We start from the raw sequence: 23,574 nt of genomic DNA on the forward strand, positions 1-23,574 counted from the left end.
TTAGTGTATAATACGGAAAACTATTGTAAACTTGTGAGAATTTTTAAAGATGACACCTATTCGTAATATAGCAATTATTGCCCACGTTGATCATGGAAAAACTACACTTGTTGATAATATGCTTAAACAAAGCGGGACATTTAGAGCTAACCAAGCAGTAGCTGAGCGTGCTATGGACTCTAATGATCTTGAGCGTGAGCGTGGAATAACAATACTAGCCAAATGCACTGCTCTTATGTGGAACGATATCCGTATTAATATCGTTGATACACCTGGGCATGCTGATTTTGGCGGTGAAGTAGAACGCATATTAAGCATGGTTGACGGTGTTGTGCTACTTGTCGACGCTTCTGAAGGACCAATGCCGCAAACAAAATTCGTGCTTTCTAAAGCTTTAAATCTCGGCTTAAAACCTATCGTTGTTATTAATAAAATTGATAGAGACGACCAAAGAATTAAAGAAGTTATCGAAGAAGTATTCGAGCTATTTGTGGCACTCGAGGCAAATAACGATCAGCTTGATTTCCCTATAGTCTATGCATCAGGTAGAGCAGGCAGAGCATCTTTAAACTTTGATGATAAAATAAATCCTTTAGATAATTTAGCAGATGATTTAGCTCCGCTTTTCGACCTAATAGTAACACATGTACCTACGCCTGCAGCCGATGATAAAGCACCGTTTGCTATGCTGATTACTACTAGAGAATATAATTCTTTCTTTGGAAGAGTTCTAACAGGTCGTGTACAAAACGGCACTGTCAAAATCAACCAAAACGTAAAAGTATTAAATCGTGAGAATAAAGTACTTGAAACCGGACGTATCACTAAAATATTAGCCTTTAGAGGCTTAGAGAGAATCGCGATAGATGAGGCTATAGCTGGTGATATTATTGCCGTAGCAGGCGTTGAAAACGCCAACGTTGCCGATACTATCTGCTCACCTGAAGTAACCGAAGCTGTACCATCTCTACCTATTGACCCCCCAACTTTATCCATGACTTTTAGCGTTAATGACTCACCGCTTGCAGGCAGTGAAGGGACAAAAGTTACATCAAGCTTGATTGGCGCTAGGTTAATGCGTGAGCTTGAGAGTAACGTGGCACTAAAAGTTACCGAAGCAGCTGAAAAAAATGCTTTCCAAGTTGCAGGACGAGGAGAATTACAGCTTGGTATCTTAATCGAAACTATGCGTCGCGAAGGGTTTGAGTTATCTGTCAGTAGACCCGAAGTATTATTCCAAACCGATGGGAAAGGTAATAAGCAAGAACCTATGGAAGCAATCCAGGTTGACGTTAATGACGATTATGTTGGAGTGGTCGTAAAATCTTTAGCACTTAGAAAAGCTGAAATGACTGATATGAGACCATCAGGCGGCGGTAAAAGCCGTGTTACGTTTATCGGACCGTCTAGAGGGTTAATCGGTTATCACAGCCAATTTTTAACCGAAACACGAGGCACGGGAATTATGAACCGTATTTTCCACGGATACGCTGATTATAAAGGATCTATCGAGGGAAGACGTAACGGCGTGCTGATCTCTAACAGTGACGGGGCAGCGGTAGCATATGCTCTATGGAATCTAGAAGAAAGGGGGAAAATGTTTATAAACCCTAGCGATAAAGTATATAGAGGTATGATTATCGGGGAACATAACCGTGATAATGATTTAGAGGTAAACCCACTCAAAGCAAAACAACTAAGCAACGTTAGAGCTTCCGGAAAAGACGAAGCCATAAGACTAACGCCACCGATACTTTTAACTCTAGAGCAGGCAATCAGCTATATACAAGATGATGAAAGGGTTGAAGTAACACCGAAATCTATTCGTTTACGTAAAGCTCTACTTGACCCTAACGACCGTAAAAGAGCTGCGAAGTAGCAAGATATTACTAGTTAAAAATGTAACCTTGTTGCAGCGATCCCACTGTCATTCCTGCGAAAGCAGGCATCTAGAAAAAATAGCCTTAATATTGATACAAACATTATATATTTGATAAAATAAACCTAAAAACCTAGTTTTTTATAGGTTTTTCTGGATTCCCGCCTACGCGGGAATGACATCAGGTCATACAACAATGTCTTAGGAATAACCTAAATAACCCTAAACACTATAATAACAAACTTGCTTTACTGCTTCTATTACATCGCTCTCGCTCGGCAGAGCTAATTTTTCTAAATTAACGGCATAAGGAAGTAGCACGTCTTTACCGCTGACAATCTCTATCGGAGCATCTAAATAATCGAATGCTTCTTTCATAACAATAGCAGCAATACTTGCTCCAACACCGGCAAAAAACCACCCTTCTTCTACTACAACTAAACGATTAGTTTTTTTCACCGATTCTATTATTGTATCCGTATCAAGCGGTTTAATAGTGCGAAGATCAATAACTTCACAATCAATATTATCACCATGTAAAACATTTGCGGCATCTAAGGCAAGTTTTACTTGAATCGAGAAAGTTACTATAGTGACGCTACTACCTTCTTTTAAAATTTTTGCCTGACCAAAGGGTATAGGCTCGATTGTTTCCGGTACGTCAAAACTATGACCGTATAAAATTTCATTTTCTAAAAAAACAACGGGATTATTGTCCCTAATAGCTGTAAGCATAAGCCCTTTATGATCTTCTGCACTATAAGGAGCTACTACTTTTAACCCTGGAATATGAGAATAACAAGCTGTATAATTTTGGCTATGTTGTGCGGCTACTCTACTTGCTGCTCCGTTTGGTCCTCTAAATACTATCGGACATTTGACCTGCCCGCCTGACATGTAATGCGTTTTTGCAGCTGAATTAACTATATGATCGAATGCTTGCATAGCAAAGTTAAAGGTCATAAACTCCACGATCGGGCGCAGTCCTGCAAAAGCTGCTCCGACTGCAAGCCCTGCAAAACCATATTCCGTTATTGGCGTATCAATTACTCTCTTAGGACCAAATTGCTCTAGTAATCCTTGAGTTACCTTGTAAGCTCCTTGATACTCTGCAACTTCCTCACCCATGACAAAAACTTTATCGTCTCTTATCATCTCTTCTTGCATCGCATCACGCAACGCTTCACGTACCGTTATTTGCATTTTTCTTTTTTATTTGATTAAAGTTTGTGTCATTCCTATAGTGCCTATGGTATTGTTGCGTGGATACCTATGTCATTCCTGCTTTCGTAGAAATGACATATAAAATACTAAACGTATATATTTGTATACAATGCCCCCTCATCAGGCAACGGTGAATTTTCTGAAAACTCTACTGCTTCTTTCACAATTGCCTTAACTGACTGTTCTATCTCTTTTAAATCCGCTTCGGTTGCATATTTATTGTCAAGTATCGTTTTTCTTATTATTACTAATGGGTCACGCTCTTTATATTGCTCAACTTCTTCTTTACTGCGATATTTTGCCGGGTCAGACATCGAATGCCCACGATAACGATAAGTTTTTACCTCTAATATCAACGGGAAGCTATTTTCTCTAACATACTCGGCTGCTTGCTTAGAGCTGTTATACATTTCTTCAAAATCCATACCGTCTAACTGAAATCCTTTAATCCCAAACGATTCCCCTTTCTTATATAAATCACACATAAAGGTAGAACGTGCTACAGACGTTCCCATCGAATATTCATTATTTTCAATAATATAAACTACAGGTAAACCCCATAAAGCAGCCATATTCAAAGCTTCATATACCTGACCTTGATTAACCGCACCATCACCTAAAAAAGTAAAACAGATATTATTCGTACCGTTATATTTCTCGGCAAAAGCAAGCCCTGTGCCTATAGGTACTTGAGCTCCAACTATACCATGTCCACCGTAGAATTTGTTCGGTACGTCAAATAAATGCATCGAACCGCCCTTGCCTTTTGAGCAGCCTGTAGCGCGCCCCATAAGCTCAGCAAGAACGTATTTAGGCTCAGTTCCGGCTAAAATAATATGAGCATGGTCACGATAGCTAGTAATCATACTATCACCTTTGTGCCTAACCATATTTATGGCAGCAATCCCTGCTTCCTGACCTATATATAAATGACAAAAACCGCCTATTTCTCCCACCCCGTATAACTGCCCGCATTTTTCTTCAAAACGACGCACTAATAGCACTTCCTTAAAAGCTCTTAAATATTCCTCTTTTACCGGTTTATATTTTCCTAACTTAATATCCACTAATGACTCCTCTAGTATATTGTCATCCCGTGGTCAAGAGCCACGGGGTGACATCTGTTTTTGGATTCCCGCCTCCACGGGAATGACATCAAAAGTCACAAAATACGGCACATGGTCCGAAGGCGGCAACCAATCACGTGCTTCTGATAGTAAATGCATAGAAAATAATGCATCTTTTAAATTATCGCTAACCCAAATATGATCAAGCCTTCTACCTCTGTTAGATTTTTTCCAATCTATATTTCTATAGCTCCACCAAGTATAAAACTTTTCGTCGAGTGGAACAAAATGCCTGCTACTATCGATAAAACTTAACGCATTTTGTAGCTCTACCAATAACGAGCGTTCAATATCAGTATGGCTGATAACATTTCTCAACTGCTTACTAGACCACACATCATGTTCATGCGGAGCAATGTTCAAGTCACCAACAATGATAATTTTATCGTTCCTAGTACGGTTAGTAGTTAGCCATTCCTGCATTAACCTTACATATTCGAGCTTATGCTTAAATTTTAAGTTTACCTCTATATCAGGTATATCACCACCAGCAGGAACATAAAAATTATGTATTTCTATATCATTAACTATAGCTGCTATATGCCTTTTATCACTATTATATAACTCTAATGAAAAAACATTATTCAAAGGAAATTTTGAAATAATAGCAACACCGTTATATGATTTCTGCCCTGAATATATTACATGTTCATAGCCTATATTTTTAATAACTTCAAGAGGAAATAATGAGTCCGATACCTTTGTTTCTTGAAGTAAAATAATATCTGGCTGATGTTCATATACTAATTTTCTTAATAAATCAATCCGTAGACGCAATGAATTAATATTCCAAGTAACTATCTTCATTTAATGTTTTTTATTTAATCCTTTTTTATAGCTGCCCCTATTATTGCATCTCTGAAATAAATTATTCCAAGTTGATTTAAAGGATTTTTCATGTCAATTTTATCTTTTTCTTCTTCAGGAATTTTAATCATAGTATTACTAAGTATAGCAAAATAAAGATTATCAGGCAAAACATATCCTGCTTCACTTTGTATTCCAAGGGCTTTTCCCGTATAATGAATCATTAAATGCTTAGAATCAAGATCCGTAAGGAAAATACCGTACCCCATATAAGACTTACGCCCTTCTATATCTTTTGCTAAAAAATATTTAGTAGTCATAAGTTTATATGACTTCTTAGAAAGAATTGTCCCCTCATTTAATGCCCTATACCATTTAACTAGATCGTTTGGTGTTGATATTATCCCTCCATCTGCACAAGGCACTGCTAAAAAATCGGCAGTTACAGGAGTAAATATAGGTTTATTACTATTATTAGGCGTTAAAAAATATCTTACCGGATAATTAGAACTAACAACATTTTTCTGAATTCTAGCAGCTTCACTATATGAAGCAAAACTAGTAGATTTCATGTTAAGAGGTTTAAAAAATTCATCATAAAAAAAGTTACCTAAATCTTTTTTAGCTACTTTTTCGATAATCATACCGAGTATAACAAAATTAGTATTACTATATTTAAATTTTTTCCCTATAGATATTTCTAAAGGTTTAGAAGAAACAAATTGTAATATTTTCTTGTGAATCTCTTCCTTAGGCGTATTTAAATCAAGTTTAACAAAACTAAAATATTCAGCAATACCGCTACTATGCGTTAATAAATTATGAATAGATATTTTATATGCCCAATCCGGTACTTTTCCACCCCACATTTCCGGATCAAGATATTTATAGATTTTATCATTAATATTTAATAATTCCTGTTCTTGTAATTTTAAAATTCCTGCTGCTGTAAAAGGTTTTGTAGCAGAAGCAATAGGCATCATTTCATTTGCTTTTAATTGCTCACCGTTTAAAGTAAAAATTCCTTTAGCACCGGTTAATAAAGGTTTATAATCATCGGCAAACATAAAAACAGCATTTAAAAATCTATTACTTATATATTCTTTTTCTGCTTCATTGATTCTTTGCTGTATATCTGCAAAACAATCAATACTATTAGTAATTAAAAAAAGCAGCAATACAAAATATCTACGAATCATAACTTCAATACTCCACAAACTGATCAGTAGACGTCTTACAAACGTTCGCTAATAAAGAGGAATTTGAAAGAGACACTGCACTTCGAACCGCAGCGTACACAAGCATACATGAGGATTGAAGTCTAGGCTCGACGTACTAATTACCTTTAGCAGCAAGCTATGTAAGACGTCTAGTAAAATAAAACGGTAATTTTGCTTCTAACTTAATCTCTTGACCAAAAATCTTTTCAGATAAACATATATTATTAGCATGCAAGAACATATATTTACTATACGGCATTATTTCTTTATTACCATATTTATCATCTCCAACTATCGGACAACCTAATAATTTAGAATGCAACCTTAATTGATGCATTCTACCTGTAACCGGCGTAAACTCAATTAAAAATAAGTTATTATCAAGTGATTTAAGTAATTTATAATCAGTAATGGCAAGTTTACCATTTTCACTATCAATATCAGTAATTTTAGGTGTACTTCCTTTACTCTTCTCTATATTACTTCTAACTTCTCCTACATTTTTAATTGGCTTTCCATAGGTGACAGCAAAATATGTTTTTACAATTAATTTTTTTTTAAAAGCATCATGAAGTTTTACACTACTTAAATAATTTTTGGCTATTAAGAGCAAACCGCTTGTTTCTTTATCTAACCTATGTACTAGCTTAAAATCAGCACCTTTATAATTCAAATATTTTAATGCAGAGTCAATAGATAAATTTATTTTACTGCCACCTTGAGTAGCAAGACCTGCAGGTTTATTTATAGCTATTAAATTATCATCTTCATATATCAGATAATCGATAGTAATTTTCTGCGCTAGTTTAATTTCAGCATCAGTAAAAACGAATTTTTTGGGTTGCTTAACAGGTAAATTAAACTTATCGTTAATAAAAATTTTATCGCCGCCCTTTACTCTTAAACTCGCTTCTGCTTTCTGAGAATTAACGGTAATTTGTTTTTGACGTAATGCTTTCTCTATTACTCCTTGAGTCAATAACGGATATAGACGTTTTAAATATTTATCTAATCTAGAAGAAATAGGAGTATTGACATCAATGTTCATTTAGAGCTTTTTATTGTGTTGTTGTATGTATTAATTTTTTCGTCATTGCGCAAGGAAAAATTGAAAATTTTGACGAAACAATCCAGTTATACAAATTCTGATTTACAGAATTTTTTAATCTTTTTCTGGATTGCTGCGTCGCTTCGCTCCTTGCAATGACAACTTGGTATCCACGCAACAATGCCGACTTAACCACAGTAATATTTTAACTACTTTTTATTAAAAAATAGCACCAAATTATTATAGATAAAAGGATTATAGCAAAAAGCTGATGTATAGAGGCAATTATTATAGGTACAGAGTATAAAAGAGTAATTATTCCGGTAGATATCTGCATCAATAATGCAATCATTAGAAAATACACTATCTTATTTAATTTCGGATGTTCTATTTTTAACAAGCAAATTACTAAAATCACAACGACCAAAACTACGCTATAGCTGCCTAAACGATGTATAAATTGTATAAAAACCGGATCATGTAAATTTGCAAGATTAAAGAAATTATCTTTTATCTCCATCGGGATAAAATTATCCCCCATTAGTGGAAAACTATTATATATCAGCCCTGCATCAAGCCCTGCAACCATCGCCCCTAAAAAAATTTGCACATATATTACAGTAATAGCAATACCGGAAAATATTAGTGGTAATTTTAAATCTGTTTGTGATGGGATTAACAAAATATCACAACGATTTTTTATTAATTGATAAAAAAGTATGTGATAAATAATTACGGCGATAATTAAATGCAAAGCAAGTCGAAAATGACTAACAGACGGGCTATTCAACAAGCCGCTTTTAACCATATACCACCCCATAAAACCTTGTACACAAAATAATAACAAAGCAATTATATAAGGTAGCATGTCACAATTTTTTATAACATCTTTAAAATAAAAATATATTAAAGGTACAATATATATTAAAGCTGTAATTCTACCAAGTAATCGATGTATAAACTCTAACAGATAAATAAACTTAAACTCTGATAAAGTCATTCCGTAATTAACGGAATTATATTCAGGAAAAGCTTTATATTTCGCAAATTCCGCTTGCCAGCTTTCAAAACTAAAAGGTGGCAAAATACCGGTTACCGGACGCCACTCAACTATAGATAAACCAGCACCTGTAAGCCTTGTTATACCCCCTATAACAATCATTGCTATGACCATTATACAGCTTATAAACAACCATTTTGTAATTAAGCTTTTCTGCACTTTTATTTTAAGTTTATGTTTTTTATCTCGTCATTCCTGCAAAGATCTTGTCGCATGGATACTGAAAGTCGGCATTGCAAGGAAAAACTATAAGTTTTGACGAAGCAAGAAAGAAAAGCTGGTCTACGCAACAAGACCTCCTCGCAATGACGATTCAGCCCTTCCTAATCAAGACTCTACATTCTTTTCCGTATCTTCGGCGGTATTAGCAGGACGTTTTTTATTATGATATCTACGTTTTGTCTTTTTTGGAGCAGCTTGTGCTTCTTCTAAACCAGCATTACTTTCTACAACTTTCACCTCTTCCACAGCACTTACAGTTTGCTCTACCGGTTCTTTTGCCTCTAAACTCTTATCTTTTACTTCATTAGCAATATTATTACTATTATTAGCTGTCTTCCATTTATGTTTATTTTTGCGTAACTGTTCTTTTTGCGGCTCTTCTTCAGTATAATCAGCACTATGATTCTGAATTACCGGCTTAACAGGATTAACATTATTGTTGTTTTTCTTCAACAGCTTCACTTTTTCAATTGAATAACTATCTGATGTAGCATTAGGATCGGAATAAAAATTAAGCTTTATATTATATTTTTCTTCAATAAATTTTATCTCAGCACGTTTATTATTAAGTAGATAAATAACTGAAACGATATTGGTAAAAACATTTATTACATCAATTCTTTCTTCAAAAATTTCATTCTCTATAGTACGTAAAATTAACATAGCATTAGCATCACTCGCCCTAATGACTCCTTTACCGTTACAATGAGAACAAATAGCCGCATTAGTTTCTAAGAAAGAAGAACGTAATCGCTGCCTTGAGAATTCAAGGAGTCCAAACTGACTAATATTACCGGTTTGTATACGAGCACGATCACGACTTAAAAACTCTTTAAAGGATCGTTCAATAATTTTACGATTCTTAGCTTCGCTCATGTCTATAAAATCAACAACTATCAAACCTGATAGATTTCTAAGCTTTACTTGCCTTGCTACTTCTTTTACTGCTTCTAAATTAGTTTTTAGTGCCGTTTCTTCGATATTTTTTTCAGAAGTTGATTTACCGGAATTTACATCAATTGCAATAAGAGCTTCCGTAGGATTAATAACGATATATCCCCCTGAAGGTAGTGTCACGACAGGCTGATATAATTTAACTAATTGCTCTTCTACTTGAAACTTAGTAAATATAGGAGTTTTATTTTTATGCTCTTTCAGCTTTGCAAGCTCTGAAGGTAATAAATCCTGCATAAATCTTGAAGCATCTTCATAGGCTTCCTGTCCTTGAATCACTACTTCTTTAACATTGTGATCACACATATCACGTATGGTTTTACGTATTATACTATCTTCTTCATGGATAAAACACGGAGCTGGAAATTTAATAGTACTTTTACGAATTTTATTCCATAACCTTACTAAATAATTATAGTCTTTCTTCAAATCTAAGGTACTACTTCCTCTACCTGCAGTTCTAACAATTACGCTATAAGTATTTTTGTCACCACTTACTATTTTATTTAAAATATCTTTCAGTCTTTTTCTTTCTTCCCCGTGTGATATTTTACGTGATATGCCGTTTTGCGACCCTTTATTAGGCATTAAAACACAATATTTGCCGGCTAAAGATATATACGTAGTAAAAGCAGCACACTTACTTCCTCGTTCTTCCTTAGTAACCTGTACTAATAATATTTGGTTTTTTCTTATTACTTCTTGAACTTTATATTGTTTATATTGCGGAATATTTGACTCAGTGGTACCGCTTTGAATAATTTCAATATCATCAGCCGCTTCTAAATTAAGTGCTGACTGGAATTTACTCTCTACTAAATCTTCTATAGTTTTTAGGTCAATTTCTTCACTATCAACCAAAGAATCATATATAACAGCCGGTTTCTCTTTATCATCCTCAACCGTAATATTTGAAAGAGCTATTTCAGGAAAAGCATTAACCAGAAAATTGCTCTCCGAGGTAGGCAAATTGTAATAGTTAGGATGGATTTCACTAAACGGTAAAAAACCGCTTTTATCCATTCCATACTCTATAAAAACAGCTTGTAACGACGGTTCTATTCTTGTAACTTTTGCTAAATAAATGTTACCTTTGTTTTGTTGTCTTACGGTTGTTTGAAATTCAATATCTTCTATATTGTTGCTTTGTCCTAATAAAACTACTCTTGTTTCACTTGGAAAATTAGCATCAATTATAATCTTCTTATTCATTTATCTTGCTCACTAACTTGAAGAACAAATAATTAATATAATGCCTGTATCTTAAGAACAATCATTGTTTATCTTGTATTAATTTATTGAAATGGATAATTTATCTATGATTAAAGAGCAAAAATGTAAATTCTAGATAAACTTCAAATAACACCTCTTTAAAATACTAAAAAATATATTATTATTTTTCTTACATTAAAATATTTTCATATTATTTAATTCATTAATTTTTTTTAAAATGAAACAATAATTATATACAAATTATAAATAAGACTACCATACTTGATTAAAAGCTGATAATCTAATAACTATCCATATATACTTAAATAATGGAATTACAAATCTCTTTAATTTTTAAGATAATAATCTTAATCATTATAATTATGAGTTATATACCATGTATTGATGTTTAGCAAACACTTAATTTATGACTTTAAAAAACGATTATAAAACTATTTTTTTCTTGCTTGTGGGAATATTTATTTTTTCCTGTATCAATGCTATAAATTTTTATAATTTTAAAATCTTTTTACTGATAAATAAAAATCTAGGCGGAGAACAAATAAATCATATAAATCAAACTAAATTTATAGGTTCGATAATAGCAGGCTTTGCCTTAACACAGTTAATTAATAAGTTAAGTAATAAAAAAATTATTTTACTTAGCTTATCTTTATTAATTATTTGTACAATAAACCTCATTGTATTAAATAATTATACTCTAATTAAAATTAATTTTATTTTAATTAATTTTGGAACATTTTCATATTTCACTTCTATAACATTAGACATGATTGAGAGTACCAAAGAAAAGAAATATTTTTTTTTAGCTTGTATAATGTTGTTATGGGCGGGTGGAAACTTAATGGTAGATTTATTAAATCCATTTATAAAACCGACAAATAATACTATAGTAATTTGTGCATTGTTATATTGTATCAATATACTAACTGAATTTCTGCATTATAATCCTACATCTCATAAATTAAATCTAAATTCAAAATTCTCATCCTTAATCAAAAATGTCGAATTACAATTATTGACAGGCTTCGTAGTTGCTTATGTCGCCTTGGATATATTATGGTATTATGAAGCTTTTGCATTAAAGAAAGAATTAGCATTAATTAATTTAAGACTCATATTAAAATATATTTTCCTAGCAATATGTTTTTCTATAATTCCTATATGCTACATATTAAGCAAAGTAAATAAATATTTGGCTAATTTATCACTAACTATAATTCTGCTCGTCTGCTTTATTTTACTACCGCTGCATGGAACTAGTCAAAACCTTAATATATTATATATAATACTAATCGGTAGTTGTTTAGGATCCATTTATATTTGTAATATTTTAATACTAATTGATAAATTTAGAGATTACGAACTCAGAACAGCTTTATTTTCGTATTTTTCAATGTGCAGCATAGGTATATATGCCGGAGCTTTATCATCTCATGTACCTTACGGCACTATTAACGGCAGTGATTTCTTATTTTCCGTTTTTGCCGTAGTCGGTAGTTTTGTAGCCTATCATTTGTGGTATTTTATTAAGTATAAATTGTATAGATTTTAAATTTAACTCTATGTCATTCCTGCAAACGCAGGAATCCAGCATCAAGCGAGATAAGTCGAGCTTTTAATTTCAAAATTTTGTTGTATTTATACTTTTTTGGATTCCTTATTTCGCAGGAATGCCATCAAATGAGCCGTACAACAAAGCCTATGACTGCTCGCAATGACGATTATGTAATATTTTGTAACATAATATAACTTGTATAATTTGGCATTAAAGATTAGTATTGAAGTATATTTTTATAGCCTCGCATGCAGCAAAGTACATTATTAAAACCGGTTAGTTGTTACGGGATTGGGGTTCACTCAGGAAAACGCACCCAGTTAACTATAGAACCCGCTAAAGAAAATACCGGAATTATATTCATTAGAACCGATATATCTTCTGAAAATAATTATATTGAAGCTAGCTATTTCAATGTTTCTGATACCTTGTTATCTACCACTATAAGTAATGAGCATAAAGTTCAAATTTCAACAATTGAACATTTAATGGCAGCACTTTGGGGATGCAGTATTGATAATGCAATTATTAAAATTGACGGTCCTGAAGTGCCAATTATGGACGGCAGTAGTAAACCTTTTGTGTTTATGATTGAATGTACAGGAAAAAAATTACAAAATGCTCCTAAAAAATATCTAAAAATTTTAAAAGATATAAAAGTAGTTCATAAAGATTGTGAATTATATTGTACTCCTTCTGATCACATGACTGTAGATTTAACTATTGATTTTAGCACTAAAGCTATAGGTAGACAAAATCTAAGTTTTAGAGATCAAGAATCTTTTACTAAAAATATTGCGGATGCTAGAACTTTTGGATTTATAAGAGATGTTGATTATTTAAAAAGCAAAGGACTTGCCCAAGGTGCCTCATTTGAGAATGCTATAGGAATAGATGAGCAGGATAAAATCTTAAACCCAAACGGCTTACGTTATGAAGATGAATTTGTTCGCCATAAATTATTAGATTTATTCGGTGATTTATATACCAGCGGCACTAGCGTTGTAAGTTCAATTAAAGGCTACAAAACCAGCCACACTCTTAATAATGAATTATTGCATAGAATATTTAGCGATACTACCTCTTACAAATTTGTAACTAGCAACGAGTTATAATAATCATTTCATATTGTTAAATTTCGCTTTCTTTTTTGCATCCTTTTTAAATTTTCACGTTTTGTCCTTTTTATTTCAGAATTATTAACTTTATCTTTATCCATAGCTTTAGTTAACGGACTATATCCTTCGGCTTTACTAGGATTTTCATAAAATGGATTCATTACATTTTTAATATCTTTAACATAACTCTCTTTTCTATTATCCATTGTTATTTTATTTTCTTTAAAAAATTCTTCTAAACCGTTTCTTTTTATTTCAAAATTAAAATTACCTCTTATTTCTCGAAATTTTTGTATTTTTTGGTCTTTATTCATACTCCAATAATGCTTATCCGTTATTAATTTTTTTAAAGCCAACGTTTGCAATACTTGATTTTTAGTATAATTCTCTAATTGTTCTAAATTTTCATATATAGGAGTGTCTTGTTTTTTATATTCTTCATTTATATTTAATTTAAATATTGCTTTTATTTCTATTTTTTCCTTTTCAGTAAGACCGTCGATAATTAATGATGCGGTCGTAACTACACCGTAACCCATAGCTTTTAATATATCAAGCACATTACCGCTAGCACCTTTAATAATAGAGGCAGCCAAATTTGCGGCTCCACCCAAATTATTTCCAAATATTCGTCCTGTACTTTTCAATTTATTTACATTTAACTCATACTTATCTTGAGTAGCATCCTTACCTGCCGTTTGCGGCGTATATAATTCATTTTTCAAAATATCTTTTAAGCTTGGTTCTAATGATAATATATAATCTTGCTGACTTTTAGCATTTCTGTTATGTACTAATAAATTATTCTCTTTATGAAGTTTACGCAAACCATGCACTTTCAAAGTCTCATTTATAGCTTGAATTCCTACGCTCACTCCTGAAACAACAGCTACAGCTATAATTATCGGTGATATAGGAGTAAAAAGCCCGGAAACTGCAATTGCTATAGAAGCTACGGAAACTGCATAACTTAAACTATTGCTAAATAATATTTTACCGATTTTACTTTGTCTAAGACTAGTCCAATAAGATTTTAACTGATTAAATATTGTTCTAACCATTGATTTTTTTGAATCAGACATTTATTTTGCTCTCCAAAGAATAAATATTTTTATAAATTTTTCTTTTATTTATTTAATTAACTTCTCTTACAACTTAAATTATAGTATAAATTCTAATAAAAAAACAAAATAAATGTCTGGAAAAGAATTAAATAAAATTGTTGCAGCCATCTTATTTGCTAGTTTAATTGCTATGATGGTTGGATTTGTTGCAAATATATTATATAAACCCACTCTAGAGTTACAGCATCGCGGCTACAGCGTTGCGGTTCAAGAATCATCAGAAAATCAAGATACTACCGCACTAGAGCAGGCACCAATCAATATACCAGAATTGATGAAAACAGCGAATGCCAATAACGGTCGTGAAATAGCCAAGAAATGTTTCATGTGTCATGCTCTTGATAAAGACGGTCCAAATAAACTAGGACCGCATCTCTGGGATGTAGCAGGCAGATCAAAAGCAAGCATAGCAAACTATAAATATTCCCCTGCTCTATCAAAACTCGGCGGCGTATGGGATGATGATAGTTTATTTGCTTTCTTACATAAACCAAGTAGCTATGCACCAGGAACTAAAATGTCCTTTGTCGGTATCTCAAGACCACAAGACATAGCTGACGTCATATTATTTTTAAAAACTTATGTTCATGATAAATAATTACCTCACCGAAATATGGTTAATAATCGGCATAATTTGTGTAGTTGTTGAATTTTTTGCAGTTCCAAATATTGGATTTTTATTCTTTGGGTTTGGAGCATTATCAAACACTCTTGTGGTATATAACTGTCCTCTAGTTAGCTTAACAAATCAAATAACATTTTTTGGTATATTATCGCTTATTTGGTTTTGCATATTATATTATCCTCTTAAAAAATATGTTTATAATAAAACTGATAGAACAGAAAATTACTCAGATATGATAGGCAAAACGGTAGAGGTTTATAGTTCTACCGTTTCTGCTGATACTATAGGACAAGTAAGATGGTCCGGTGCTATTATGAATGCTTACCTTGCTCCAAATGAAATCGATGCAAAAACAGGCGAGCAACTCTTCATCACCGCAGTCAAAGGGAATGTACTAATTTGTTCTAAGCATAGACCTAAAACATAGAATCAAACCCTATATAATTTATGCCAATATTAATAACACATCATGGATTAAATAAAATCTACTTTTGATATGCTTCACAACTCAAAAAAGAGTTAGAAAACAAGCATATGACTTGCTTTACCATTAGATGGACAGCTTTCCTTACTTGATCAATTACACAAATTTGAGTTAGGTCGTTTTTTGTTGGCAAATAAAGGACTCAATGGTTATTGGACATCTTATATAATAATTCATGGTCTTTAAAAAGAAAAGCTCCACCCTTTAGAAAGATGGATTTTGTACCATGCTCCTTCTGTTAAAGCTACCCAAGAACGCTTTAAAATATTTTAAAAATTTTACAGGATAAGTTAGAAGACAGAATGAAATTTATTTCTGTTCCTTGCGGTACTATGGATGATTTGCTTACATTGGATTACAGCAAAATAAAAGAAATTCATCTGACAGGGATTGATCTAGATGCTGGTTCTTTAGAACTAGCACAAGAAAACGCTAAAAAGCATCATCTTATGCATGTTAACTTTTTGTAACAAGATGTTTGGAATCTTGATATTCACGAGGAATATAATATCCTTACGAGTAATGGTCTTAATATCTATGAATTTGATGATGATAAAGTTACTGATCTATATAAACAATTTAGTAAAGTGCTTAAACCTAGTGGTATACTAATTGCAAGCTTTTTAACACCTCCTCCAACATTATAAAAGAATCTACATGGACAAATGTTAATACTGTGAATGTGCTTTAAAACAAAAGGCTATTTTTAGCAATATTATTAATGCTGCATGGCAAGTTTTTCGTACAGAAGCCGAAACACGTATACAGCTAAAAAAGCAGGCTTCCAAATCCTTGAAATTATATATGATTCTCAAGGTATTTTTCTGACAATAGTAGCAAGAAAAAATAATAATCGAATTCAAACATTCTCTTTAAACCAATCAAAAGCTTTTTTAAAGAAGCTACTATTTTCATCAAGTCTAATATGAGCGAATTCTTTTTGCTGTTTTAGAGCATGAATTTTTAGCATTCCTATAGTTGCTGAATACATAGCCGGATTATAGTCTTCTGTAAAACCGGCAATAATCTCCGGTTTACCGATTCTACTCTGTTTTTCAAAAATTTTATTTGAAAGCTCTTTAAGCCCTCTAAGCTGAGACCCGCCGCCGGTAATTACAACTCTAAAAACTTCAACCTGCCCTTTTGTTGCTTTATCATATTCGGCTTTTACCATTGATAATATTTCTTCGACTCTTGCTCTTATTACCTCGGCTAATTTATAAATTGTTATGGAAGTATTTAAATTATGATGAGTATCAACCTGAAAATCATCCATATTTATAATACTATCTTTCTCAAATAAAGGTATCATTGCATTACCGTATAAAATTTTTAATTTCTCTGCCGTAACAAGATCAATACCGAAAACTTTAGCAATATCTGAGCTAATATGAAAACTACCTATATTTACATGCCCTGTATATATTAATTTACCAACAAAAAAAATGCCGAAAGAGGTAGTTTTATCGCCCATATCTATAATAAGCGAGCCTAGATTTTTTTCATCATTCGTAAGACAGCTAATAGCAGAAGCATAAATTGCTAGAGTAATATTTGTGACTTCAACATGACATTTAGCGAAGCATTGTACAATATTTGATAACATATTTGAACTAGCTGCAATAATATGTAATTCACAACTAAGCTCTCTACCGTACATACCTATAGGATTCTCGACTGAATTATTATCAAGAGTAAATTCAAGAGGAAAATAATGAATAATTTCTTGGTTTTTAACTTTAAACTCAAGTAATGCTTTTTGTAATAACTTTTTCATATCCTGCTGCGTTACGGTTTGCCCGTTAACTTTAATGGTATAATTAATATAATAAGATTTAGTATCGGCACCTGATAACGATAATATAACTTTTTTTATATTTTTACCGCAATCTTTTTCAAGTGCATAAATTGCCGAAACAATGCTAGTTTCAGCGTTTTTTAAATCTGATATCACTCCTGATTTAATACCTTTAGAATGATGCAAATTTTGGCTAGCTACTTTAATCTCACCCTTTTTACTAATATAGGCAGCAATTACGGCAATCTTACTACTGCCGAAATCAAGCGTTACAAAATTTGATATTTTCTCTTTCATTTTTTTATGTTTGTTATTCCAAAAACGTCATTGCGCGGAGCGAAGCAACGTGACAATCTAGAAAAAAATTCTGTAAATCAGAATTTTTAACTAGATTGCTTCGTCTAATTACTACGTAATTCTCCTCGCAATGACGATTCTCAATACTTCTCAATATAATACTTGTTCTTATCCCTTAAATCCAAAGCCTTATAATTTTGGTTAAATAGCTTGTTAGCTTTATTTAGTGCATCGACATACTTTAATGCTTCTTCAAACTCTTTTTCAGGTAACTTAATACTTATATTACCTTTAAGATTTAAATCCCACCTTCTATCTCCAACCCTTATAGCAACTAAAGCTTTATTCATTAATGCCGGATATTGCTGTAGCTCTAGTACTAATTTACCTGCATAGATATTTGCCCCTTCCCCTACAACATGTAATAAATGAGGAAAAGGTCGAATATTTTTACTAATTTCGTAACCTTCTTCATCGACTAAGAAAAGCTGATTATTAATTTGCCAAATAGCAATAGGTTCTCTTTCAAATAATTTTATATATACCGTATTTGGTAATCTTCTACTGACATATACTTCCTTGATCCATTTATTTTGCTTTAAATTATTTCTCATTTCATCTAATTTAAGAGCAAAAATAGGACTGCCATTATTTGCATTTAAAACCTTTAATATTGTAGGCTCATCGACATTTTGCTGTCCTTCGATGATAACATTCTCAAGTTTAAACCCAAGTTTCGTTGTTGTTTGATATATATTTGTTGTTAAGTAGGTTTTTATGCCGGCAAAATATTTTGTAAAACCAAATAGACATACAAAGATAATTAAAGCAATCTTAAGCCCTAATATTGCTTTTTTGTAAATTAGTCCTAATTTTCGGCGTAATGAGATATTATTAGTTTTTTTTTTGTTTTTGTTATTGGAACTTGTTTTTTTTTCATGATTCAAAGCTTGCCGTCTTTATAATTTCTTCAATTAAGTTAGTAAAATTTATCCCTGCATAAGCTGCAATTTCCGGCACTATTGATAAAGGAGTCATACCTGGGTGAGTATTTATCTCCAAAGCATATAATTTGTTTGTCTGCTCTTCTAAAACAAACTCTGCTCTAGCAGGACCTTTACAATTCATTGTTTTATAAATTTTTTCTGATTCTATAAGTAATTTTTCATATAAATTAGCAGGTAGCGGAGCAGGACAAAGATGTTTAGCAAATCCTTCGGTATATTTAGTTTCATAATCATAGAAACGATTTTTTAGTAATTTAATCTCTAAAGCTCCTAAAGCTTTACTGTTTAATACCGCTACTTGTAATTCACGTCCTTTTATATATCGCTCTATTACTACCTGATCACCGTAAGGAAAATCATAATCGGCAAAGTTAAAGTCATCTTCTTCAAATATCACTTCAACACCAATACTTGATCCTTGCGTAAGAGGTTTGATTACATATGGTCGTTTCATAGGATCAGTTTTTATATTATCGCTTTTACTTACAACAATACTTTCTGCCATATTAAGATTATTCGTTAAAAACCAACTTCTAGAATGTATTTTATCGAATGCTAAAGCTGAAGATAACACGCCGCTATGAGTATAAGGAATCCGCATTATATTAAGTAATCCAGGCAAGTAACCATCTTCACCATATGTACCATGTAAACAATTAAAAACAATATCAGGTTTTATTTCTTGTAATTTAACCGCAATATCCGCTCCCATATCAATAAAGGTAACTTTATATCCTAATTCAATTAAGGCTTTATGAACCCCTTCGCTTGATACTAAGGATACTTCACGCTCAGCAGACATACCGCCAGCTACTAACGCTATATGTTTTTTACCGGTAGTACTTAATCTCTTGACTACAGAATGTTCTATCCAATGTGTTTGATATTTCATATTATTTGCTTTTATTCTATATTGTCATCCTGTGACTTATTTTTCGTCATTGCGAGGAAAAACTGTAAGTTTTGACGAAGCAATCCAGTAAAACATGCTATAGATTAGCATTTTTTACTGGATTGCCACGCAGTCTACGACTGCTCGCAATGACGGTGTTTAAACATACTTCCCTATTCTCTTAATTTCCCACTTTAATTCAACGCCGCTATCTTCAAATACTTTCTGCCGGACAAAATCACCTAAATCTTCTAAATCCTTAGCGGTAGCATCACCATTATTTATCATAAAATTACAGTGAAGTTCTGACATCGAAGCACCGCCTATTCTATAGCCCCTCAGCCCTGCTTTGTCAATAAGTTCCCAAGATTTAAGCCCTTCAGGATTTGCAAAAGTACTACCGCACGTACGCTTAATAGGCTGCGTCGATGATCTTACGTTATTTATTTCATTCATCCGTAATAATATATTCTCACTATCGCCTTTATTTACTTTAAAAACTGCTTTGAGAATAATTAAATCCTTTGGTAAATTGTTGCCGCGATATTTAAAACCGCTGTCTTCATTAGTAAATGTTCGAAAATTTCCTGCAAAGTCAATCGCTTCTATTCTAACTATAATATCTTTAAATTCAGAGCCGTAAGCTCCGGCATTCATAGCAACACCGCCACCGATAGTACCAGGGATACCTACTAAAAACTCAAAACCGGAAATAGCATTTGCTTGACAGAATTTTGCTAAATTATAATTAAGGCAGCTGCTACCTACTATTAAATGATTATCTATAAACTCAATATTGCTAAAATTCTGACCAAGTTTTATAACGACCCCTTCTACGCCGCCGTCTCTTATAATAATATTTGAGCCTGCACCGAAAGTAGTGATAGGTAATTTTTGTTTATTTTGTATTAAGAAACTTGCTAAATCTTCGCTATCTAAAGGTTTAAAGAAAATTTCGGCATCACCGCCTACTTTAAACCATGTCAGATGTTTTAAATTATAATCTTTTGTATACTCGCCCTTTACTGTCGGTAAAATTAACATATTTTTACTTTCATCTTTTTTCTTGTATGACGTTGTTGCATGGATATCAAGTGCGGGATGACAATCTCTCATCTAATTCATTAGCAAAACTTGAAATATTACCTGCTCCCATCATAATTATCATATCACCGGAAGCTGCATTATCTATAATAACTCCAACTACATCCTCTAATTCAGCTAAAAAATGTGCTTGGTCATGATGCTTATTTTTAGTAATCTTATTAACTAAATTTTGACCTGTAATCCCTTCTATAGGCTCTTCTCCTGCAGCATATATATCGGTAATATAAATCATATCCGCATCATTAAAACAACGCATAAAATCATCAAATAAATGCTGCATCCTTGAATATTTATGAGGCTGAAAAATAGCAATAACTTTACCGTTTTGCTTATCGGCTATATTGCGAGCCGTAGCAAGCGTCGCCTTGATTTCCTCAGGATGATGAGCGTAATCATCGATAACCACCGCCTTATTATATTCAGCTACTTTAGTAAATCTCCTCTTCACTCCTTTAAAATTATTAAAACCGTTTTTAATAGCTTTAATACCGAAATCTAATTCTATCCCAACGGAAATTGCAGCAAGACTATTTAAAATATTATGTCTTCCGGGCGTTGGAATAGTAATTTTTTCAATAATCGTTGTACCTAATACATTTGGTAGACTAATTTTTACGTCAAAAGTAGAGGAAGCAATATCAGTGTTAATATTAAACGCTATAATATGAGCATCTTCTGAATCGATTCCATAAGTAACAATCTTCCTTTCAGTAATATCATCTACTAACTTACGAACTATTTTATGATCGATACAACAAACGGCAAAACCGTAAAACGGTAAATTAGTAATAAAGCTTTTAAACGCACCAATTAATGTTTCAAAATCTTTATAATAATCTAAATGTTCAGGATCAATGTTAGTTATTATCGCAATAGTTGATGGAATATGAATAAACGTTGCATCCGATTCATCGGCCTCCGCAATTAAATAATTACTTGAACCAAGATATGCATTAGTCGATTTATTATTTATAATCCCGCCGTTAATAACTGTAGGACATAAACCGGCTGCCTCAAATAAACAAGCAATTAAAGAAGTAGTAGTGGTTTTACCGTGCGATCCCGACACTGCTACAGAACATTTTAACCTCATAAGTTCAGCGAGCATTTCCGCACGCCTAATAATCGGAATTTTACGCTCTAATGCCTCTTTTATTTCAGGATTATTTGAATTAATTGCCGATGAAATAACAACATACGAAACATTGGTAATGTGCTGCTCAGCATGTCCTAAAAATATTTTAATGCCGTATGACTCAAGTCTTTTAGTATTATAATTTTCTACTAAATCGGAACCTTGTACTTTATAACCTAGATTATGTAATACCTCGGCAATACCGCTCATTCCAACGCCGCCGATACCTAGAAAATGTATAGTTTCTAAAGTTTGATTAGTTTTTTTTAATTCAAGTAACAGCATATAAGTTTAATTGTTTCATTATTTAAAGTTGAGTTCTGCATAGAGGTTTTTATGTAGATTGTCAAGTATTATACTTCGTATGTCATTCCCACCTACGCGGGAATGACATACGAGACAGCTTTACACTACTCCGCCCTATCAAATTTTGCTTCGGAATAGAAGTTCCCTTGTAGCCCACCGACTTTTAGATCAATTAAAAATTTGGCTATTTCTCCGTTTTCTACAAATTCAGCTACTGTTTCAATACCTAAATCTTCTGAAATTTTAATTAATCTTTCTACGAAATACCTACTTTGTACATCACTTGTAATACTACGCACATATTTACCGTCAATTTTGACAATATCAATTGGTAAGCTTTGAAGTTGTTTAAAAGAAGTAAAACCCGAGCCAAAATCGTCTAATGCAAATTTACATCCGTACTTATGTAGTTTATTAATAAATAAAGTTATTTTATCATAATTCTCATTGAAAGAAGTTTCTGTAATTTCAATAATTAAACGATCCCGAACATTATGAGCTTTTAATAAGTTTTCTGCTATTTCCCATAAAGCTTCATCGCCTGTTCCTATATTTGAAATATTAACGGCTAACATTAAGTTTGGGTTGCTTGCAAGTTCGTTAACAGTCATTTCCAAAACAATTTGATCAATTATAAAAATTAATCCTTTATTTTCAGCAATAGGGATTATAGGACCTACGGAAATATAAATACCGTTCTTGTCAGGTATACGAAGTAGACATTCATAATAATGAACTTTCATGGTATTGCGATCTATTATAGGCTGATAAGCAAATCGCATAGTATTTTTTGCTAAGGCTTGTCGTAATAAGTTAAGCTGAAGATTAGATTGTCTTATATTTTCCAAATCATATTCTGTACTGCTATATTCACGGTAATAATAATTATTATTTTGTGAAAGTAATATATTTAATGTTTTTTCAATTTCTTTAGCATTATTACTTACTTTTGGCAATTTAATACTAGCAATATAACAATGCATATAAATTGCCGGCTTCTGTTCATTAATATAAAGCTGCGAAAATAAATATAATTTTCTAGCAAAATTTTTAATTAAGTCAGAATCAGTAGTATTTAGGATAAATAATATTCTATCTTTCTTTATTTGCTTAAACTTTGAAAAAATATTAAGTTCTTTGCTTACATCCTCAATGATTTGATCTAAATCTTCAATTATAAAATGCTTATCCTGCTCTATCAATTCTATTTCATCATAATTAACTAATCTACAAGCAAAACATACGCCTTTTTCCAATTTATCTATCTCAGCTTGTAAATCTTTATAATCCGTTATTAATTCTGACATTGCCATTTTTATCATAAAATTATATACTTACGGATACTAGGA

At 32.4% G+C, this 23,574-nt stretch carries 20 protein-coding genes; 6 read left to right on the forward strand and 14 right to left on the reverse strand.

Translation table 11 applies throughout. The annotated features are described in order from the left end of the window. The first annotated feature begins 49 nt into the window (after positions 1-49). The gene (typA, locus tag ACKTSD_RS06320) at positions 50-1,879 is read left to right on the forward strand and encodes a translational GTPase TypA (RefSeq protein WP_412708485.1); all 1,830 of its coding nucleotides are present in this window, start codon (positions 50-52) and stop codon (positions 1,877-1,879) included. 222 nt (positions 1,880-2,101) lie between these two features. Here typA and ACKTSD_RS06325 read toward each other — a convergent pair whose 3' ends face one another. The 7 genes from ACKTSD_RS06325 to ACKTSD_RS06360 all read right to left on the reverse strand — a co-directional run bounded on the left by ACKTSD_RS06325 (position 2,102) and on the right by ACKTSD_RS06360 (position 10,753). Continuing rightward, positions 2,102-3,082: a pyruvate dehydrogenase complex E1 component subunit beta gene (locus tag ACKTSD_RS06325; RefSeq protein ID WP_412708486.1), complete on the reverse strand. Its 981-nt coding sequence runs from the start codon at positions 3,080-3,082 to the stop codon at positions 2,102-2,104. A gap of 107 nt (positions 3,083-3,189) precedes the next feature. Then, complete coding sequence (gene pdhA, locus ACKTSD_RS06330) at positions 3,190-4,170, reverse strand: pyruvate dehydrogenase (acetyl-transferring) E1 component subunit alpha (RefSeq protein ID WP_412708487.1); 981 nt, start codon at positions 4,168-4,170, stop codon at positions 3,190-3,192. A gap of 33 nt (positions 4,171-4,203) precedes the next feature. After that, positions 4,204-5,037 (reverse strand): exodeoxyribonuclease III, encoded by an 834-nt coding sequence (xth, locus tag ACKTSD_RS06335; RefSeq protein ID WP_412708488.1) that lies wholly within the window; start codon positions 5,035-5,037, stop codon positions 4,204-4,206. A gap of 14 nt (positions 5,038-5,051) precedes the next feature. Further along, on the reverse strand, positions 5,052-6,236 hold the full coding sequence (locus ACKTSD_RS06340) for a serine hydrolase domain-containing protein (protein WP_412708569.1): 1,185 nt from the start codon (positions 6,234-6,236) through the stop codon (positions 5,052-5,054). A 157-nt stretch (positions 6,237-6,393) separates the two neighbouring features. Then, complete coding sequence (locus tag ACKTSD_RS06350) at positions 6,394-7,305, reverse strand: RluA family pseudouridine synthase (RefSeq protein WP_412708489.1); 912 nt, start codon at positions 7,303-7,305, stop codon at positions 6,394-6,396. Positions 7,306-7,510: 205 nt separating this feature from the next. Continuing rightward, the gene (locus ACKTSD_RS06355) at positions 7,511-8,524 is read right to left on the reverse strand and encodes a COX15/CtaA family protein (protein WP_412708490.1); all 1,014 of its coding nucleotides are present in this window, start codon (positions 8,522-8,524) and stop codon (positions 7,511-7,513) included. 168 nt (positions 8,525-8,692) lie between these two features. Next, positions 8,693-10,753 (reverse strand): Rne/Rng family ribonuclease, encoded by a 2,061-nt coding sequence (locus ACKTSD_RS06360; RefSeq protein ID WP_412708491.1) that lies wholly within the window; start codon positions 10,751-10,753, stop codon positions 8,693-8,695. Positions 10,754-11,180: 427 nt separating this feature from the next. Between ACKTSD_RS06360 and ACKTSD_RS06365 the strand changes: the two genes are divergently transcribed. After that, positions 11,181-12,329: a hypothetical protein gene (locus ACKTSD_RS06365; RefSeq protein WP_412708492.1), complete on the forward strand. Its 1,149-nt coding sequence runs from the start codon at positions 11,181-11,183 to the stop codon at positions 12,327-12,329. A gap of 251 nt (positions 12,330-12,580) precedes the next feature. Then, positions 12,581-13,447 (forward strand): UDP-3-O-acyl-N-acetylglucosamine deacetylase, encoded by an 867-nt coding sequence (lpxC, locus tag ACKTSD_RS06370; RefSeq protein WP_412708493.1) that lies wholly within the window; start codon positions 12,581-12,583, stop codon positions 13,445-13,447. A gap of 8 nt (positions 13,448-13,455) precedes the next feature. Here the strand turns inward: lpxC and ACKTSD_RS06375 are convergent, their stop codons facing one another. Then, positions 13,456-14,532 carry a hypothetical protein gene (locus tag ACKTSD_RS06375; RefSeq protein WP_412708494.1) on the reverse strand — a complete coding sequence of 359 codons (1,077 nt, stop codon included), beginning with the start codon at positions 14,530-14,532 and terminating at the stop codon, positions 13,456-13,458. A gap of 112 nt (positions 14,533-14,644) precedes the next feature. On the opposite strand from ACKTSD_RS06375, the gene ACKTSD_RS06380 reads away from it, so the two are divergent. The 3 genes from ACKTSD_RS06380 (at position 14,645) to ACKTSD_RS06390 (ending at position 16,153) form a co-directional block, all read left to right on the forward strand. Further along, on the forward strand, positions 14,645-15,172 hold the full coding sequence (locus ACKTSD_RS06380; RefSeq protein WP_412708495.1) for a c-type cytochrome: 528 nt from the start codon (positions 14,645-14,647) through the stop codon (positions 15,170-15,172). Next, complete coding sequence (locus ACKTSD_RS06385; RefSeq protein WP_412708496.1) at positions 15,156-15,626, forward strand: NfeD family protein; 471 nt, start codon at positions 15,156-15,158, stop codon at positions 15,624-15,626. The genes ACKTSD_RS06380 and ACKTSD_RS06385 overlap by 17 nt, the downstream gene beginning before the upstream one ends. Positions 15,627-15,985: 359 nt before the next feature. Next, positions 15,986-16,153: a hypothetical protein gene (locus ACKTSD_RS06390; protein WP_412708497.1), complete on the forward strand. Its 168-nt coding sequence runs from the start codon at positions 15,986-15,988 to the stop codon at positions 16,151-16,153. A 389-nt stretch (positions 16,154-16,542) separates the two neighbouring features. On the opposite strand, the gene ftsA is transcribed toward ACKTSD_RS06390, so the two are convergent. The 6 genes from ftsA to ACKTSD_RS06420 all read right to left on the reverse strand — a co-directional run bounded on the left by ftsA (position 16,543) and on the right by ACKTSD_RS06420 (position 23,547). After that, the gene (gene ftsA, locus ACKTSD_RS06395; RefSeq protein WP_412708498.1) at positions 16,543-17,778 is read right to left on the reverse strand and encodes a cell division protein FtsA; all 1,236 of its coding nucleotides are present in this window, start codon (positions 17,776-17,778) and stop codon (positions 16,543-16,545) included. A gap of 140 nt (positions 17,779-17,918) precedes the next feature. Further along, a complete protein-coding gene (locus ACKTSD_RS06400) occupies positions 17,919-18,725 on the reverse strand; it encodes a cell division protein FtsQ/DivIB (protein ID WP_412708499.1) in 807 nt (268 codons plus the stop codon). Further along, positions 18,715-19,677, reverse strand: a complete 963-nt coding sequence (locus ACKTSD_RS06405) for a D-alanine--D-alanine ligase (protein WP_412708500.1) — start codon at positions 19,675-19,677, stop codon at positions 18,715-18,717. The genes ACKTSD_RS06400 and ACKTSD_RS06405 overlap by 11 nt, the downstream gene beginning before the upstream one ends. 159 nt (positions 19,678-19,836) lie before the next feature. After that, positions 19,837-20,721: a UDP-N-acetylmuramate dehydrogenase gene (gene murB, locus ACKTSD_RS06410; protein ID WP_412708570.1), complete on the reverse strand. Its 885-nt coding sequence runs from the start codon at positions 20,719-20,721 to the stop codon at positions 19,837-19,839. A 46-nt stretch (positions 20,722-20,767) separates the two neighbouring features. Beyond that, positions 20,768-22,204, reverse strand: a complete 1,437-nt coding sequence (murC, locus tag ACKTSD_RS06415; RefSeq protein ID WP_412708501.1) for a UDP-N-acetylmuramate--L-alanine ligase — start codon at positions 22,202-22,204, stop codon at positions 20,768-20,770. A gap of 125 nt (positions 22,205-22,329) precedes the next feature. After that, positions 22,330-23,547, reverse strand: coding sequence for an EAL domain-containing protein (locus tag ACKTSD_RS06420; protein WP_412708502.1), 1,218 nt, complete (start codon positions 23,545-23,547; stop codon positions 22,330-22,332). Between the last annotated feature and the right edge of the window lie 27 nt (positions 23,548-23,574).

The organism is Candidatus Rickettsia kedanie, from assembly GCF_045865205.1.
Taxonomy (GTDB): Bacteria; Pseudomonadota; Alphaproteobacteria; order Rickettsiales; family Rickettsiaceae; genus Rickettsia; species Rickettsia australis.

Excerpts from the sequence above, each read along its gene's own strand:
- typA (WP_412708485.1), top strand. The coding sequence starts at position 50 with ATGACACCTATTCGTAATATAGCAATTATTGCCCACGTTGATCATGGA.
- ACKTSD_RS06325 (WP_412708486.1), bottom strand. The coding sequence starts at position 3,082 with ATGCAAATAACGGTACGTGAAGCGTTGCGTGATGCGATGCAAGAAGAG.
- xth (WP_412708488.1), bottom strand. The coding sequence starts at position 5,037 with ATGAAGATAGTTACTTGGAATATTAATTCATTGCGTCTACGGATTGAT.
- ACKTSD_RS06340 (WP_412708569.1), bottom strand. The coding sequence starts at position 6,236 with ATGATTCGTAGATATTTTGTATTGCTGCTTTTTTTAATTACTAATAGT.
- ACKTSD_RS06350 (WP_412708489.1), bottom strand. The coding sequence starts at position 7,305 with ATGAACATTGATGTCAATACTCCTATTTCTTCTAGATTAGATAAATAT.
- ACKTSD_RS06360 (WP_412708491.1), bottom strand. The coding sequence starts at position 10,753 with ATGAATAAGAAGATTATAATTGATGCTAATTTTCCAAGTGAAACAAGA.
- ACKTSD_RS06365 (WP_412708492.1), top strand. The coding sequence starts at position 11,181 with ATGACTTTAAAAAACGATTATAAAACTATTTTTTTCTTGCTTGTGGGA.
- lpxC (WP_412708493.1), top strand. The coding sequence starts at position 12,581 with ATGCAGCAAAGTACATTATTAAAACCGGTTAGTTGTTACGGGATTGGG.
- ACKTSD_RS06375 (WP_412708494.1), bottom strand. The coding sequence starts at position 14,532 with ATGTCTGATTCAAAAAAATCAATGGTTAGAACAATATTTAATCAGTTA.
- ACKTSD_RS06380 (WP_412708495.1), top strand. The coding sequence starts at position 14,645 with ATGTCTGGAAAAGAATTAAATAAAATTGTTGCAGCCATCTTATTTGCT.
- ACKTSD_RS06385 (WP_412708496.1), top strand. The coding sequence starts at position 15,156 with ATGTTCATGATAAATAATTACCTCACCGAAATATGGTTAATAATCGGC.
- ACKTSD_RS06390 (WP_412708497.1), top strand. The coding sequence starts at position 15,986 with ATGAAATTTATTTCTGTTCCTTGCGGTACTATGGATGATTTGCTTACA.
- ftsA (WP_412708498.1), bottom strand. The coding sequence starts at position 17,778 with ATGAAAGAGAAAATATCAAATTTTGTAACGCTTGATTTCGGCAGTAGT.
- ACKTSD_RS06405 (WP_412708500.1), bottom strand. The coding sequence starts at position 19,677 with ATGAAATATCAAACACATTGGATAGAACATTCTGTAGTCAAGAGATTA.
- murB (WP_412708570.1), bottom strand. The coding sequence starts at position 20,721 with ATGTTAATTTTACCGACAGTAAAGGGCGAGTATACAAAAGATTATAAT.
- murC (WP_412708501.1), bottom strand. The coding sequence starts at position 22,204 with ATGCTGTTACTTGAATTAAAAAAAACTAATCAAACTTTAGAAACTATA.
- ACKTSD_RS06420 (WP_412708502.1), bottom strand. The coding sequence starts at position 23,547 with ATGATAAAAATGGCAATGTCAGAATTAATAACGGATTATAAAGATTTA.